Here is a 16,608-nt window from a genome sequence, read left to right on the forward strand (position 1 = left end):
GGTGTTCTCAGAGGTGGATTCGCGGTTTAGGAGCTCTCTACCTGCCGTGCGCGGAATGCGCACTTTCCGCGCGAATGGATTCACGCGGTTACTCGAGTTCACGGATCAATTCCCGTCCGCCGGCGAACTCCCAGTCACTGTTTTCGCCCCAGATTTCAGCGTTCAGATCATCGTAGGTCAGCCCCTCTCGCTTGGCAGGGAGGTCACCAATCCGCCCTGCATTCGATAGGGCTCGAACAATCTCCCAGGCGACCGAGATATTCGGCACTATCCAGACTTTGCGCTCGGCCGCAACCGCGTTGTAATCGTCGAAGTGTTTGACGATGAGATAGGGGGGACTGTTCGATATGGCCTCACCAATGAGAGCCAACCGTTCACCGTCATAAGCCGCGAGATCAGGCTTGGCAGCCCCATCGTCGATCAGCGAATATTTGCTGATGAAGTACTGATTGGTTCGGTCGTTCGCGAGCGACCGTGCTAAGGCCTCCACCAGTACCTTGTGGACGGTCTTCTCATTCACATCTCCCTGATTCTCTCCAGTAGTTACGGATGCGCCACAGGCCACCTGCCCGTCGCCGGTAACAGTGTAGTAAATCCGGCTCAGGTCTTCGTGCACCTCAAGATAGCCGAGGCCCTCCAGCTTCTCTAAATCTATATCAGAGAACTGATTTTTGATAGCTGCCATCGAATCGAGGATGTCGAACGTGGGATGCCGACCGTTGACCGTGGTAACGACCTCGGTGAGGAACCTCCGTTCGTCAACTGACAGGGTTGTATCTATTTCTGAATCGGCATTGGGACCACCATCGGGAGATTCAGGTTTGCCCCCTGAATCGCCCTTCTGCTGATTCGGAACGGGCTCTGAGTCTGGTTTGGTTCCGGAGGAATCAGCAGGTTTGGGGGTGGCCCTACTGCCGTTCGATTTGGTCGCGTCCAGGTCGTCGACGAGATCGTCCGTTGGTACCGGTCGAGGATGGGTGCCCCCATCGTCTTCGTCTCCGTCTGCCCGGGATTTGGAGGCCGGCCCCTTCTCGTCGCGTTTCGCAGTAGGTGAGCGCCCACCGCCAAGTGAGGTGCCGAGATTGTTCGTCGCGCCACTGTCGCCACCAGAATCTAATTTGCCGGTAGAGTGCGGAAGACCATCTGGCGTTACAGACGGACCGGATGGTTCTGCCTGCGCGTTCGAGACTTGCTGTGCCGATGGTTTCGTGTTGCTGCCCGGCAACAGACAGTAGTCATCACGAGTTCGCCGTGACATTTCATCGGCTGCATCGCTGTACAGAATCCCATACGGCGAGACTGTCTCTTCCGTCACAGGGTCGCCCGAAGCGGTGTGGCCGGCTGGAATGTCTACAGGGAGGAGCGTCACCAGCTCAGGAATATCGGTCATGAAGCCTGTATCGGGTAGTTGTGCGACCCACTCCCCACGCGGAAGCGACGTGATTCGGTCCACGAGCTCTTCAGACTCAATCCCTTCGTGGAAGAGGGTCATGACAAGTTCGTCGTCGACAGCCAGTTTGCCGATGAGTTTGGTGTTGATATTGCGAAGAATCTCTTTGTAGCTCGCAACGTCCAGCGCGTCGGCTTTCACCTGTTCAGCGAAGTGGACGATAACCTCCATCGCGAGTCCGAACTCTCGTCCATCTGGAATCATATCATCCCGGACCAGTTCGGACTGGAGGAGGGGTGCTGCCTCGTCGATGATTAGGTTGATTACGTAGTCGTCACGCACACTGGGCGTTTCACCGATTCGGTGGCGTAGCCGTGCCCCACTCCAGATATAATCCAGCAGCATGAATGTGAAGAGGTTGCTCGAAGCTGGCCGTAGGTCACCAGTGTCGATGAGGACCACGCTCCGTGAGTCCAGCAGGTCCTGGACGTCGAACATTGGCGACTGGTCAGCGTAAGCCCCAGCCTCGTCGTCCCACTCGGGCACGAAATTCAGGATTCGCCAGATGAAACTCCTCTCAGCGAGCTTCGTAATCCGGTTCATCACCGCGTCGATAGACGTCTGGAAGCGCTGTTCATCGGCATGGAGATGACGGGACAGAGTGAGACGCAGTGTATCGTCGCTAACTTCCGGTATCTCGCCCTCCTGCATTTCGAAAGCAGCCTTCAGAAGGTCCTCTATCGGCCAGGCATCGCGGCCGTATTCGGGGTCGAAGAGAGCTTTGATTAGGTTGTTGAGAATCTCTTGTGCCACGAACGCTTGCTGCGTCAACTCGCTCCCGAGAACGTACACCAGGAGCTCGTTGTAGCGATCGATTTTCTCTTGGACTGCGACGGTTCGACTCACACCTGCGGCCAGCTGGGGTCGAATATCGAAGTAGGGGAACGCGAGTACTTCTTCGTCAGGACCAGGCACTGGGAGATGAATGACGTTGTCAAGCGAGCCGAATTTGTGGAAATGGGCCCGTTTGTACTCCTCGCTCATTGAGCCCCCTTTCTTGTCGAAGATGAACGTCGGCCCATCGAATGCCTCGTAGGCGCTGAGGGCATCGTTGATCATCGCGGTCGTCTTCCCGCCACCCGTCGTCGCTGCTCGGAGAATATGGTGGGTGAGTTGCTCTGCGGACAGTCGAATCGGGATATCTGGCCGGTTTTCGACGGCCGTTTCTGCACTTCCGATGTGCATCCCAGTGTCGTATTTCGACAGCATATCTTCATCAGTCGCTGTGAGCGGCGCTCGTGCATCCGGCGAGCCGCCAGATGACCCCCGACTCGCCCGAGGCAACGCATCCGTACTGGGAGCGACCACGAAGTTCGCTAGCTCATCAGGAGACACAACGATGATAGGAGACCGATTGCTCAAGAGGCCGCTCAGCGCACTCTCTCTGTTCTGCCGTGCGTGGCATAGTTGTGAGAAGGGCTTGTCACTCTGATCGAGTATCTTGCCCTCAATCCCGTAATATGGACCTGATAGGCTGGTGAACGCGTTCGAGATACTCTGGACGGTATCTGGGTCAGAGGCTGCCCGAAGCGTCAGGTCGAACGTCGTGGTCGGTTGCTTGTGGTCGATCTGGGCCATCCGAGAGCCCGTCGTTTTCTTGGAATCGCCATCGTTGAGCGTCCCACCGACCTGCTCGGGGATTTCGCCTCGGTGGAGATTCTGCCGTTCCTGGTCACTGCTTCCGAAGAGCTGTCGAGACATCTCGTTGGTCGCTGCAGAGAGTGCCCCATAGTTGCCCATCTTGAGGTCGCGTTTGTGTTCCTCAGCCTCGTCTGTCCAATCCTTTCGGGGAGAGAAGACGGCCTGAAACACGAACGGGTCGTCAGTGTGAACTGCCTGCTCCAGCAAGACACTCAGAGGTGAGCGGTACTGGTCATTGACGTCTATGTCAATATCGCTGAACGGCTGAATGAGCGTCATCCAGTCGAGCCCCTTTCGCGGGACACCCTCCCACTGTACGATGGCGGGGCGCTTCTCTGGTGGCACCTCTCTCGGACGCAATGGAACGCCGTCCAAGTGCAGTGATTGCTCTGCCTCGTCAGGTGTTGGCTCGTTGCCCCCACCGATTTCGTGATGCTCGAAAACCGAAGGGTCAGCGAATCCATCGAGTCGTTCGAGATCCTCGATGTCGTCTAGGGCAGCGATTCGTCGACCGCCGACCTGCGCATTACCGTCGTTCGAAGCGAACGCCGCGACTTGGTTGAACGGGACGATCTCGAACTCGAAGCTTTCCGGGTATATTGCCCGCACGTTAGCGGCGAGGTTCTTGAACGAGGTCGCATCGTAGGGTGTCGCAGAAAGATAGAAGTCGAAACGCTTCGTCGCCCGGGGCTTGTGGATGATGAACTCGAACGTCTTATCGTAGTTCTTCAGTCCGAAAGTGGAGAGGAGATTGAAGCGCGAGGTGTTGGTGACACCAGCCCGGTACAATCCAAAGAGCCCACTCACTACGTTCCCGGGCGTCACTTGCTCACGGGCAGGGGAGATATGGATATACGGGCGAGCTTCGATTGGGTCTCCCAGAGCTTTTCCAGGGCCAATGTCATCCTTTGCTGGATCATACGGCTCGACTGTCTCTTCACTCCCCTTCTGCTCCTCAGAGATGTCGACAGAGTCGGCGCCATCTTCCTTCACAGCTGGCGCTGGTAGATTCCGTTCCTCGCTTCTCTGCGCGTTCGTGAAACGCCGAGGAGACTCGGAATCAGCATCTGAGCTGTCCTGACCATCCGATACATGAGAGTCAAGCTTCTTCGCGCGTCGGACATCAATGCCCTTGCCGCTGAATATGCCGTTGTACCCAGTATTCGGAGCGCCGCCAGCGCTCTCATCGTCGTCTGGCGAGGGCGTCACAGCGCCCACCCAATCCTGTTGGGTTTGAACCAGCTTTCACTGGGCTGTGTAACACTCGAATTCTCGCACCGGATGTTGTTCTGTCGGTGGATTTCGGTTTCAATCATTACTGTAGTGCGTCAGTCACAGTGTGAGTGCTGAGACTGCTCGATAATGCCCACAGAAGTGCAAGGCCTCGGTGTCCGGACCTCGTGAGTGGGCTTCGTTGTGATTATACTCGGTACTTCACTCTGGATGATGGCTGAATCCCAGCTCTCTGCTGGGTGCGATTACGCCCCTCCAGCGATGTATTCGAGGAGGCCGATGACGGTGTTCATGCCGAAGTAGAACAGCGTGAGTGCAGCCCCACCGATACCGATTTTCATGCCGTTCTCGGCTCTGTCACTGTTTTTGCGGGCAGTGAAGTAGAGGACACCACCGGCAGCGAGCGCGATGAGGCCCACATAGCGGAGGCCAGTCATCACGACATCGTACATGTTGTTCAGGATTCCTTCGAAGTTATCTGTGCCAGCGTCGCCAGTGACGTCATCCGGATCGCCACCAACCTCCTGTGCGGCCACCGGGGCCACCATCAGGGGGACGAGTACTAGCAGTGCGATAAGCGCCGTGGAGATGCTCTTGACTGGTCGGGATGTTCGGAGGATGTTCATTTTCCCGTTCTTCTTTAGGAGAGTCGATATGATAAACAAAAGTAAGTTGCAACTATTGTAATATTACAAAACGCCGCTCTTACCCCGCTGATATTGTTGATTTAGTGTGGAAATGCTTAATACTTCATTGCGCTAAATGGGATGCCATACACACGCACCCTCCTAAGCGCGATGTGTTACCCGGAGCGATAGATGTCAGCAAACACCCGAAAAGCAGACTCCAACGCTGAACAGAAGAAGACTCCACGCTATCAGAATATTCCACTGAAGCCGGACACGTACGCGAGAATGACGGCTTTCAAGCACCGGAACCCGCTCGTCAATCGGTCATACGACGAGGCGCTTAACGAAATCCTCGACTCGATGAAGTTCCCGCAGAGTGAAGAACTGCAGAGCCCATACCTGCCGATTGGACTCTCGGAACTAGAGGAAGACAGCGAATAGCGACAGTCGCTGTAGGACAGTAGTCCTTTTCGAATCCTCCGCCGGAGACCGTTCTCGAAAGTGTTGATGAATGTATAGATTGATTTCAGCGCGACGACTCTGCTTCTTTGTGTAGGTTCCTATCAAATCAGCTACTCAACGCACCTGCATACTGACCGGAAAAAGTCCTGCCAGTTCGATGGGATGTTAAGCGGGGCGTGCTGCACACAGGGCACGTATCGGCCATCAGTTCAGCACAGAATTTCCTCGAAATGAATCATCAGTACAACCGGCGAAGACAGAAATCAGCTTAATTCGAGCCGACCGGTTTTATTTCTCTCACTGTTTTCAGCGATATTCTAAAGAACAGGGAGAGCAGTATCGCTGTTGGGATTTATCCAAACAGAGCAAGAGTCGAGAACTGTTCTCGAAGCTTTGGGCCGAGATACTTGCTTGTGAACCAAGCCGCCCCCATGACAACTCCAATAAAGTGAGCTCCGGTAGCGACTCCAGGATTTGGTGTGATGTACCCAACAAACTCAAGAATAGATTTCAGGACAAGGATTAACGCTATAAAGAAAAGAACGATGTGCATCGCGGCCTTCCGGTACTGAGCCGGGTCGGCTTTCATAGCCTTGGAGTAGACTGCAAGCTGAAAAAGTACAAAATAGGTTTCTAAGGCGTTGGTGATTCCGCTAATACCGATACCAAATCCTCCAATACCCAGTATTCCAGTGGCAAGATTCGTGGTGTATCCGATAATGATAACTCCGATTACGAATGTTTCCGTACCTGTCTTTCTCTCAGTCCAAGCGCCAAAGAGTGCGAATAACAGTGTGTTCTGGAAGATGTGGTTGTGTGTAGAGTGTAGCCAAGGGTTAAGCAAAAAGTAGCCTAAGTCAGGCAATTCCTCAATCGCAGTGAAAGCAGCGCTGGAGTCTATATTTCCGGCAATGATTAACTGCCCTACGTAGACAATAGCCATCAAAAGGAGTATTCCGATATTGCCGCGAATGCTGTAGAGAAATCCACTTATCGAGGGTCTGGTAAGCCTAAACCCTACATTTTCTTCTAAAAATTCCTGTCTTGTCGCGTAATCAGAATTCCTGAATTCGAGATTGTGAGCCTTAAGTTCGCCATATACGCTTGCAAACCGAAACAAGAAGACAATCACAAAGACGGCAAATGTGACATCTGCAGCAGCTGGAACGAGTTCTTGGACAAGCAGGAATAGACCGTATACGAGGAGTAGCAGTCCATATTCCAGCGAAAGTTCTTGAAACGTCAGGTATACTCTGTAGGTCTGGCTAAGTTCATGGGCGAACGCAGCAATCAATAGTAGTCCGAATGCTCCAGCGAAAAGTTCGACCTGCTGTGCGAGTTCGCTACTTTGATCGCGAAGAATAATTGCTAATCCGGCTATCACTAAGCTAGCGACCAACAACGCCGAGTTGCGTTGTCGTTCTGAGATATCCTCATACACATCGTGACTTTCGACAATACTGAGTTGATGTACTGGATTGATGCCGATTTTTGTCACTAACTCTATGAGTAGAAGGAGTATCAGCCACCAAGAAATTACAGGTTGCGGTACAATATTGAAAACCGAATCAAACAGCATTATAGTTCATAGTCACAGTTCTTACACTTCTTGTTGGAAGTGAGGTTTGAACAGCGGCATTCAGGACATGTCCACTGTCGAAGAGCCTTACCCTCATCGTCCTCATTGGTCATTATTCCACCTGTCAGAATTCATAACCACAGTTGGTGCACTCCTTGTTGCCGCGAAGATTACTTAACTGGCAGTCTGGGCACAGTTTCCGGCTATCATTGGTGAACTGTGGGTCGGAATCGTCATTACTCATAGTTAGAATCGGTGGCTGCAATCGGAGTTTGAGCACGTCTTGTTCTGCCGCAAGTTGTTTGTTCCACAGGCAGGACATTTCTTGTACGATTTCTGCACCAAACCATCAAAGATGTCGTCTGAGTGGTTAGTCACTTTAAAAGTTGGAGCCGCAACCGGAGCACTGATTATTTTGCTGAAGATTCGACTCTTTGCAGTCTGGACATTTTTTATAAGAGTTAGCCCTGATTTTTCTTTGAGGGTTACTATGTGATTTTTCCATAGGCATTACTATTTTGCTACTATTCTAAGCGGCAAAAACTTACTGTTAAATACAGCTTTTAGACTGGAGCTTTCCAATGAAAGACTGGAAAGTCAACTGGAGAGGATACAGCTGCCAGCTAGCTGTGTTCTAAATTCGCAAACGTACCTTTTCAGCCTCGGGTGAGTTCGCCTCGCTCGCCCACCGCTCGGCGCAAAAATCTACGTCAATAAGGCTGAACGCTCACTCCATTCGTGCGAATGCATGCTGGTCACTGCTTCGCCTGCTTTGAGTAGAAAATCGCTGACTAATTCTACAAGAGGATATAGGTGAATACACTGAACAGATTCCCGCCTATCGAGGTAGCAATCATCACCAGCCCGAGAGTTACCCCAGTATTGCTCCTGAGCGAGCCTTCACGCCCGATATGGCCGAAGGCCCACGCAATGATGCCGATGATGAATATCGCCAGACCCAGATGATACAGCAACCCACTGAGCGCTTCTGAAAGGAGTATCAGATCACTCTCCCCTGACCCGGAGAGGGATGCCCCATACGGCCAGCCATCGGGCAGGAACTCAGTCCCCATGACGAATCGGATGGTAGCATAGAGGCCTTCGACGGCGATGATAACCAAGTGGCCCAGAGCACCAGCAATGGCCATCCCACGGAAGCGAACTTGTCTCCCGGGATCTCGGGTTGCACTCACCCAACCGACGAGACCGACGATGAGTGCGATAAGCGTCCCGTAGTACCCAAGCGCGTTAGCAATCGTCGCAAGCGCTTCAGCAGGTGCCACAAGGTCGTCAACGCTAGACATGGAGCTGCCTCGCGACACTGGCCAAATCACAGCAACCGGATTCGCTCGTCATTGGGGTGCCTCCCTCATGCTGATATATTTTCGCCACCAGAAGGCTAGGAGTCCGAGGGCGATCCATTCGACGAACATGAGCACGCTGCCGATAGCCGCCTCAAGATACCGTTCAACCGTCCCCGTTGCTCCCCAGCCGTCGTACGAATAGGGCGCCATGTAGGTCGTGAAATCACCCTCGAAATATCGGCCATCACTACCAGCCAGATCATCGCCAGAATACGAAGCGCGAAGATATGGCCCATCGAGCGTCGTCCACGCTTCACCGTCTCCATTCGTCGTAACGGACTCGTCGACGGCGCCGCTAAGTGCAATCTCGCGGTTCGGTATTGGATTTCCATCGGGATCGGTTAACCGGAGGAGGACACGCCTGTCGCTCGGGTCGTCTCCCGGTACGGTGTCGGCAACGACCAGTTCTGAAAGTTCAGATGTCACGATATGGGCGTCAATATTCGCATCCGGAACCTGGGTATCGAAGACCGTCGAGGCCCGAACATTCAGCGCTTCGTCGACTCTTGCATCTCGTGGCCTGAATTCCCCTTCGAGCCTCTCGAACAGATACGTCGGTGAACCGTTGGCTTCGTCGACGACACCTGCGGGTAGCTCTGTTCCCGGAATTTCCTCGTCAATCACGGTAGATTCCTCAATCCATAGGCCACCGTACTCACCATCTGGCCCGTAGGCAGCGGACACGGACACGTTACCGACGCTCGTCACCGAATGGACGAGCGCAGGCCAAGCGTCACCCTGAGTGTGAGTAACGGGATATGTCTCGCTATCACTACCGCTCCGTTCCTCGACGTGTGTGGTCTGTGATACCCCGTAGAATCGCCACGGTGAATCAACACTGAAACTGGCATCGCCAATTTCGAGTTCGATCGAGCTCCACGGAGCGCCAGTGAGGTCCTGGTCCCCATCCCATTGCACGATTGTCCGGTCCGATTCGACACCGTCGAGGACGGTGACATCTATCTCAAGACCCGACGCGTCTGCGTCGATGATAGTTACCGGGACGGAGTGACTTCGAGTCAGCGTCCGGGTATAGCTCTGAGAGCGTTCATATTCACTGCATCGGCTACTCCGTACACCCCACCGAGCTTCGACCTCGGACTCAACTTCTAGAGTCGCGGTGAGCTCGTATTCACCGGGGGAGAACTCAGGGGAACGGTCTCTTCCTCCATCGGTCGCCATCCAGATGCCTTCCTCATTTTCAACGAGTGCGGAGTCACCATCGTAGCCGGGCCTGTCCAAGGAGACGGAAGTGACGGTCGCACTCGAATCGACGAGGTCGAACTCAGCCCATCGAGTCCGGGGATACCTGTGCGTATGCGTATCCGTGACAGTCTTTGTCTCGTTCCCAACGGTGACTGTTCGGGTGACGGTGTGAGTACGGGTACAGCTGGACCTGCTGGTGAAGTCATCGGGGGCACTGGCCCGATAGTCGTACAAAATGTATGCACCAAGGTCGGCGTTATCGGTGACGTAGGAGTCGCGATACCACGCGCTCTCTCGGACATCGGAAATCCCAATCCAGGCATCCGATATTGTTTCAGAGCTACCGGGCCCGTGCGGGAGCGGAACAGACCCACCGCTTGCTGTGGGATAGACTTCTTCCCCATCAAACATCGGGACGGCTGCTCTGGAGGAATCATCGCTGTATTGCAAATACTGGTCCCGAATGTGCAGATACCGCTCCTGAATGGTCGCACTGCGAGCGGTATAGACCAGTGCATCATCGGAGTTCAGTATCTCAAGCTCTTCGGTGAGAGGATTCCTGTAGACTTGCGCGTTGTAGACCGTCCGAGGCTCTAAATTCTGGTTGCGAGTGACGACTTGCCACTGCCCAGAGGCGTCTGTTGGGACCGTCGAATCAGAGCTAACTGGATAAAATCTGGCTGGTGTTCCACCCGAGCGTTGCCATTCGGTATACGTGACCCACTCGTCCTGATATGGGATAGGCACAGAATCAGAGAGATGTGTCCGGTAAACATCGCCTGTCGTCGTCGCGTAGAGTGCATCTGCGGATGGCATTACCTCATCACCAAGCGCACTGGGGTACCCAAGATATGTCTCATCAGTACCTGGATTTGAGTCAAAATACGATGGTGAGACGTCTTCGTCGTTATTCGCCAGAATTCGGAAAGTCCCGTCGTGGAACGTTTCTACACCGGGAGTCGGTGTCGGGACTTCGTAGATAGGGTCAAGCGAAGTCGCGCTGACGGGCATCGTGACTGAACTGAAAACGATAGCTGGGAGAAGTACAGCGAGGATGATCCTCTGTCGAAAGGGGGCCACCGAGTGCGACCAAGCCTTCGTGCGGGACAAGATACGAGCGAAGGATGAGTTCCCCTCGTCACGCGGTGAAGACATATTGAATCAACTCCTGAAATGTTTCGAATCCGTAACCGACAATCGCGAGGACGAATCCGGAGGATACGAGATAGAAGCCCCGTTCTCGCGTTCGAGCACTTGGACTGACGGCCCACGCCATCGCTCCGACAACGAGCAGAATCAGTCCGAGAGTCTGCATTGATGTTCCGAACCAAGCGGGCATCTCAGCGGCGCCGGCAATCTCGTCAACAATTCCGCTGTGGCCACTGAGGAAAGTCACAACCGTATCGAAACTGCCACCGAGTGGGTATGTGAGCAACATTCCCAGCAGCTGCTGGCTCACAGCTACCCACTCAGGGCTGAGATGGAGGAGCTGAGAAAGAATAGCAGATGTCGATACGTCGGCAGTTGCTCCAAACGCGGGGAACCACCCGATACTGGAAACTACGGGAATGAGATGCCCGAGCAGGTCTGTTGATTCGAATGTCATTGGAGGGATGGAGGAGCTGCCAGCGGCGGAACCCGCTGTCAACTGAGTACGCACAGAGAGGGCGACCTACAGCAAGTAGACTCACAGATACCAACGGTTGTAATGTTACAATCCTTGCAATCCTGTTACCACTATATCATTTACCGACAGAGACCATCCAACGGAAAAGCCCGCTAAAATCCCCCTAATCACACGACAATGCGATGCCCGCCCTCCAGGCGGTTCGTGAGCGTGTAAGCGAGGCTAGTCCGCTCAATAGTAAGGACACCCGACAATGCCCGAAGTACAAATTGACTGGCACTCTGCCGAAGAATACGAACGAATCCGTGACCTCCGTGAACGCCACGGGCTGTTGTGGCGCGGCGTACTCCTCGCAGGCGCGAAAGACGCAGCAAGCACCGACCTCGTCCAAGCGATCCTACGGGCCCATACCAACCCATCGTCCTCCACCAGCCCGGTGAGCACCCTCGACCGGACAGCAAAATGCTCCAGTAGTGGGCAGGGATTCTCTGCTAACGACGTGGCGGATGTCGACAAGGAAGGTGGTCCACACGATACAACCAGGTCGTCCAGTGATGTTTCATCGGTCGACGAAGATCGCGATGCTGGTCCAAGGTCCTTCCAGCCACACGAATCCCTAAGCAACAGTGACGAGCAGAGCAATGAACCCCGGGACAGCGAACATGAAGCCTTCGAGTCTATAGAGACCCACGGCCAGGCGTTTGAGGACGAACCAATTTCTGAGCCATGGGTAGAGGGTGAGGAAACCCACGAGGGTCAGTTCGACTCAGTCGACCCATACTACGGATATGACGAGTATCCTCTCGAGTTCGATGAGGGGCAGTTCTAATGCCATCCGAGACACCTGCCGGCCACAGGACCCGAATCGAGATTTCCGATGCAGATGAGTATGAGTGGCTCGTCACCGTTCGAGAAGATCTGGGCCTGACGTGGCGTGGCCTAATGTTGAAAGCCGAACAGCAGCTCGTCGCGACCGAGCAACAGCTCGGCCTCCCGTCGGGCAGAGACCAAACGGATTGTGCGGAGGATTCGCCGTGAGCCAAGATATCCCGATGGCCTCGAATCTGCTGAAATCAAAGATCGGTGGCTACGAAGTCCGAAAGTTGGCGGAATCAGTCGGCCCACCGATGCTGCCGTGTGTGATACTTTACACACTCGGGTTGCCGCTACAGGTCACCCTTCCCCTCCTCTTGGTCGGAGTCTGTACTGGTGTCTTCGTCTACAGGCGGACGCCAGCCGGGCAACGCCCATTGAATTTCATGAAGGCAATTCTCCGTGACTTGCGGGACCCTGAAGAGTTTATTTGGCAAGCACCGACCCCCGAGCAGGGAAGCCTCGGCCATGGTGACACCTCAAACCAATGGCTCACCCACGACGCATACCCCGCCCAAGAAGCCAGGCGGGCGTTCCACGAGGAGAGTAGTGTTACTGACTCCGAGAGCCCGTCAGCTGTTGAATCCGAGGGGACTCGATGAGCTCCGTCGACGGGTCGGGTTCGACACTCGATTTGATGGACTTCACCACGATTCGAGATGGTGGCATCATCGAGACGCCAACGAGCTATGCGATGATAGTACGGGTCGAGCCAACCGACTGGTTGGTCCTTTCGACTGACCGTCGAGAGAGTATCTACCGCTCGTTCCTCAGCTATCTCCGGAGCTTGTCGTTCCCGACGCAAATCCTGACGATGTCTACGGCATACAACCCTGAGCCGTATCTCGAAGGAGTTGCTGTCGATGACGAATTAGTCATCGGATCGAACTACGAAGATGATTCAGACGTCGTCCCTGACGAGTCCCCGCTGTTAGATTACGGTCGGAAGTATCACGCAGAGTGGGTCAGAGAAGTCATCGACGTCGCAGATATTCGAGATAGAGAGTTCTTTGTCGCAGTGGCTGTTCCCAAGGGCGAAGATCGATCCGAAGAGAGTCCCCTAAACTCGCTTCTGTCTAAAGTGCAGGGCGAGAGCGAACCTGAAGAGAAAGATGAGGACGCGTATATTGAGGAAGTGAAAGCACGCGCCTCACACGTGGCCTCGAAACTGCCCCAGGTACAGGTCGAAACAACGCTCATCGATACCCGGCCCGCTGTGCTGGAGATACTCTACGAGGTCTACAACAATGAGAAGCCAGCGTTCGGGTTCACACAGAGCAATTTCACCCGGCCCTCGGGAGTGGCCGAAGCCGCTGCAATTAGCTCCGCGGACACCGTTAGTGACACACCGGATCCTGAGCAAAGCAGCAAGAATGAGTCTGAGTACAGCCGGGTTTCCGATACAGACCCAGAGCCTGAACCGGAATCTGATGCGACTCATTTAGCTCCTATTCCTGACGGAGGCTTTGCCCACCCAGATTTGGCGGACCGAGTCTCGAAAGACCGTATACTGCGCTGGTATGCCAGAAACATAGGACCCATCGGTCACGGTGAGCGGCCGATTATTCCCGCCTCAGTGTACGCTGGGCTCTCTCTGGCCATCCTGAGCGTGGGGTTAGCGCTCGGTGGTCTCGGCGGATTCGTCTGGAGTCTGGAAGCGGCACCGCGAGGCGCTGATATCTACTGGACCGCACGAACAGCATCCTTCGCTGGACTAGCGGTGAGTCTGCCGGCCTTCCTTCTGAGTCTCGTCATACTGCTACCGACCGGGAGGAGAGCCAAGCTGGTTGGAACAGCAGGCCTCTCTGTCACAGCCTGGGCTACGGTGTTGTTCGTCAGGGCGTATCCCTTCCAATGGGACCTGTCCGCACCGGCACAGACTACGTTCACGATTCAGGTGTATGCAGCTGGTGTCTTTGCACTGGTCTTCGCTGTGGCCGTAGCGATTCGTTCACAGCGTCGACTCAATCTGCCGATTCATACTGATGGTAACCATGGTCGAGACGGAGGCATCGATGTAGAATCCGACGCCGATGACGACGGTCCAGTCGTGTCTGATGTTGCAGCTGATGGCGGCCAGCTTACCACTGCTGGCATCTCAGCAGCAGTGCCAGACACCACAGACCCGGACAGCGAGGAGCAGCGTTCAGGAACAGCCGACAGTGAAGAAGCGTCTGAGAAGGCTCTGAGCGAATCTAGCGAAGAGGTGTCGCCAGCAGAACAGCCAGGTGAAAAGCAAGCAGGAGAGGATGAATGAACCCATTACATATCCTATTCGGAAACGAATCCGACGACGACGACGAAGAACGCATCCCTATCGACGATATGACTGGGAACGAGACCGAGGTCGCGATAGAGTATCTACAACTGATAAACCGGGAGCCAAACCGAGAGAACATCGAGTGGGCGGCCTATCAACTCCAAGCTGATGAAGTCCCGCTCGTCTCTCCCGTTGAATCGCTCGCGGAGCGCGAAAATCTGGATAAGAAACTGATCGCGCCCAAAACGATGGAGCGAACGCCGGAATATCAGGTTCGAAACGGCACCATCTCGACGACGTTAACTGTCACAGCCTTCCCATCGAAAGTCGGCCTCGGCTGGCTCGTGCCCCTCACGGTGGCTGACGCCAACCTCAGGCTATCGCTACACATCGAGCCCACGGACCAAAAGAAGGCTCGCAACAAGCTTCAGGCTCGATATACCCATACGCAGACATCGTTGATGCGGAAGGCGAAGAAGGGGCGTACCGACTTGCAGGAAGACGAAGCCGAACGGGACGACCTGCTTCGCATCCTCCAAGACGTCGTCCGCGGCAAGACGAAAATGTTCCAGATTGCAGTCTATATCGAACTGCTCGGGGAGTCCCAAGAGGAGCTGGCAGAAACCCGCTCGCAGGTCGAGACCATTCTCGCCGAACAAGATGTCGAAACGGTCGTCCTGCGACGGCAGCAGTTCGAAGCCAACGGCTCAGTCGCGCCCTTTGCGACCGATACTATCGACAACACCCACACGGTCCAATTGGAAGCACTCGGGACGTTATTCAATCTCGTCGAACCGCCAATCTACGACGAAGATGGGATACTGCTGGGATTCGACGATACATCCCGTCCGGTCGTAATCGACCGCTACGCTCATTCCGGCTTTGCAGCCGCAATCACCGGGAAAACGGGGTCGGGGAAGTCCTACTGCAGAAAGAGCGAGGTGTATCGCCGGATGCTCCGTGAGCCAGATGTTCAATTCGTCCTCTTCGACCCCGCTGGAGACGACTACCCGTATTTCGCCGAAAAGCTCGGTGGAGAGGTGATTCGCTTCGGTGGGAATCAGAAAGTCAACCCGATGGATCTTGAACCACCGAACAGAGACATTGGCGAGACTGAAGATACCTATGCACTGACCGTCCGGGCCATCGTCGAGATGCTACACACCCTCTTCGAAGCCAGTGGCGGACTTCCACCGGCCGAAGAAGGGATGCTGACCCAGGCAGCGCACTACGCGTACCTCTCGAAAGGGATCGTGATGGGACAGTACGACACCTATGAGAATGAGTCACCGACTATCGGTGACCTCATCCGTGGGGTGAAAATCATCTCGGTGGGCGGCTTCGCGAAAGCGTTCGAGCAAGAGATTGTCCCAATGGAGGACCTCCTCCAGTTACAGGAACTCCATATCCTAGATTCCGATGGACAGCTGGCAGAGACACAGCCATTCGCTGTTCCTGACGCGATATTCGAGCCATCGGAAGCACACCGTAGCTTTGCCGAGGCACTTGAGCCGAAATTCGAGTCGTTCAAGCCCGGAGGCATCAACCAGAATTTGAACGGGCAGACGAACCTGGACCTCAACTCACGCCTCGTCGTGATGGATATGAGCTCCTTCGCTGACACCGGGGAGATGCCCCTCATTCTTCACGCGATGTTGAATTGGGCCTACCTCGAGGCAAAACGCTCGCCCAGCCGGTTCGACGTCACCTTCGACGAGGCCCACTATCTGCTGGGCCGGGAGTCGACGCGTGATCTCATCAACCTCTTCATCAGACACGCCCGGCACTATGACGCCGGTCTGACGCTCATGAGCCAGACGGCTCACGAATTCCTCCGGACACCAGAGGCCCACGAGGTCTACGATAACTGCGACATCAAGATGCTGTTCTACACGCAGTCAGTGGCCGAGGAGACGCGGGAGTACTTCGACCTCTCTCCGGAAGAGGTGAACTACCTACAGTCAGATGCGCCTCGAGGCCAAGCCTCAGGATTTTCTGGCTGTCTTCTCTCCTCCACAGAACACGGCCGTCGCCGTATCGAGGTTCACACCGGGGAATTCGAACACCACGTCCTCGATAACGACCTCGATCCATGGGCGTACATCGCCCAGGAAGAGGGTGGCGTAGCACCTAGCGAGCCAGCGGTCGGTGCTGGAGAAGGCGAGAACATCGCTCCGTCTCAGCCAGTCCAAGAAGATATGCCGGGCGTTGATGACACATTGGACGCATCTGCGGCGCTCAATCAGCCCACTCAGAAGACATCTACCGTGGGAGATCAGTAACC

At 54.8% G+C, this 16,608-nt stretch carries 12 protein-coding genes; 6 read left to right on the forward strand and 6 right to left on the reverse strand.

The window, feature by feature from the left end; genetic code table 11:
- Positions 1–88: 88 nt before the first annotated feature.
- Positions 89–4,300, reverse strand: a complete 4,212-nt coding sequence (locus tag EGH21_RS17160) for an ATP-binding protein (protein ID WP_220619698.1) — start codon at positions 4,298–4,300, stop codon at positions 89–91.
- Positions 4,301–4,569: 269 nt separating this feature from the next.
- The gene (locus tag EGH21_RS17165; RefSeq protein ID WP_220589692.1) at positions 4,570–4,950 is read right to left on the reverse strand and encodes a hypothetical protein; all 381 of its coding nucleotides are present in this window, start codon (positions 4,948–4,950) and stop codon (positions 4,570–4,572) included.
- Between the two features lie 192 nt (positions 4,951–5,142).
- Here EGH21_RS17165 and EGH21_RS17170 point away from each other — a divergent pair, with 192 nt between their 5' ends.
- Positions 5,143–5,394, forward strand: coding sequence for a hypothetical protein (locus EGH21_RS17170; RefSeq protein WP_220619699.1), 252 nt, complete (start codon positions 5,143–5,145; stop codon positions 5,392–5,394).
- Positions 5,395–5,767: 373 nt separating this feature from the next.
- Here the strand turns inward: EGH21_RS17170 and EGH21_RS17175 are convergent, their stop codons facing one another.
- From EGH21_RS17175 to EGH21_RS17190, 4 genes are all read right to left on the reverse strand, one after another.
- Positions 5,768–6,994, reverse strand: coding sequence for a rhomboid family intramembrane serine protease (locus EGH21_RS17175; RefSeq protein ID WP_220619700.1), 1,227 nt, complete (start codon positions 6,992–6,994; stop codon positions 5,768–5,770).
- 797 nt (positions 6,995–7,791) lie between these two features.
- The gene (locus tag EGH21_RS17180) at positions 7,792–8,298 is read right to left on the reverse strand and encodes a hypothetical protein (RefSeq protein WP_220619701.1); all 507 of its coding nucleotides are present in this window, start codon (positions 8,296–8,298) and stop codon (positions 7,792–7,794) included.
- A gap of 48 nt (positions 8,299–8,346) precedes the next feature.
- Positions 8,347–10,575: an Ig-like domain-containing protein gene (locus tag EGH21_RS17185; protein WP_220619702.1), complete on the reverse strand. Its 2,229-nt coding sequence runs from the start codon at positions 10,573–10,575 to the stop codon at positions 8,347–8,349.
- Positions 10,576–10,702: 127 nt separating this feature from the next.
- Positions 10,703–11,170 carry a hypothetical protein gene (locus EGH21_RS17190; RefSeq protein ID WP_121578204.1) on the reverse strand — a complete coding sequence of 156 codons (468 nt, stop codon included), beginning with the start codon at positions 11,168–11,170 and terminating at the stop codon, positions 10,703–10,705.
- 274 nt (positions 11,171–11,444) lie between these two features.
- Here EGH21_RS17190 and EGH21_RS17195 point away from each other — a divergent pair, with 274 nt between their 5' ends.
- From EGH21_RS17195 to EGH21_RS17215, 5 genes are read left to right on the forward strand one after another with little or no spacing between them, the layout of a single operon-like run.
- Positions 11,445–12,020: a hypothetical protein gene (locus tag EGH21_RS17195; RefSeq protein ID WP_220619703.1), complete on the forward strand. Its 576-nt coding sequence runs from the start codon at positions 11,445–11,447 to the stop codon at positions 12,018–12,020.
- Positions 12,020–12,229 carry a hypothetical protein gene (locus EGH21_RS17200; RefSeq protein WP_220619704.1) on the forward strand — a complete coding sequence of 70 codons (210 nt, stop codon included), beginning with the start codon at positions 12,020–12,022 and terminating at the stop codon, positions 12,227–12,229. Before EGH21_RS17195 ends, EGH21_RS17200 begins: the two co-directional genes overlap by 1 nt.
- Positions 12,226–12,666, forward strand: a complete 441-nt coding sequence (locus EGH21_RS17205) for a hypothetical protein (protein WP_220619705.1) — start codon at positions 12,226–12,228, stop codon at positions 12,664–12,666. Before EGH21_RS17200 ends, EGH21_RS17205 begins: the two co-directional genes overlap by 4 nt.
- Positions 12,663–14,321: a cell division protein CdpA domain-containing protein gene (locus EGH21_RS17210; protein ID WP_220619706.1), complete on the forward strand. Its 1,659-nt coding sequence runs from the start codon at positions 12,663–12,665 to the stop codon at positions 14,319–14,321. Before EGH21_RS17205 ends, EGH21_RS17210 begins: the two co-directional genes overlap by 4 nt.
- Complete coding sequence (locus EGH21_RS17215) at positions 14,318–16,606, forward strand: VirB4 family type IV secretion system protein (RefSeq protein WP_220619707.1); 2,289 nt, start codon at positions 14,318–14,320, stop codon at positions 16,604–16,606. The genes EGH21_RS17210 and EGH21_RS17215 overlap by 4 nt, the downstream gene beginning before the upstream one ends.
- The last annotated feature ends 2 nt before the right edge of the window (positions 16,607–16,608 follow it).

The organism is Haloarcula rubra, from assembly GCF_019599465.1.
Lineage (GTDB): Archaea > Halobacteriota > Halobacteria > Halobacteriales > Haloarculaceae > Haloarcula > Haloarcula rubra.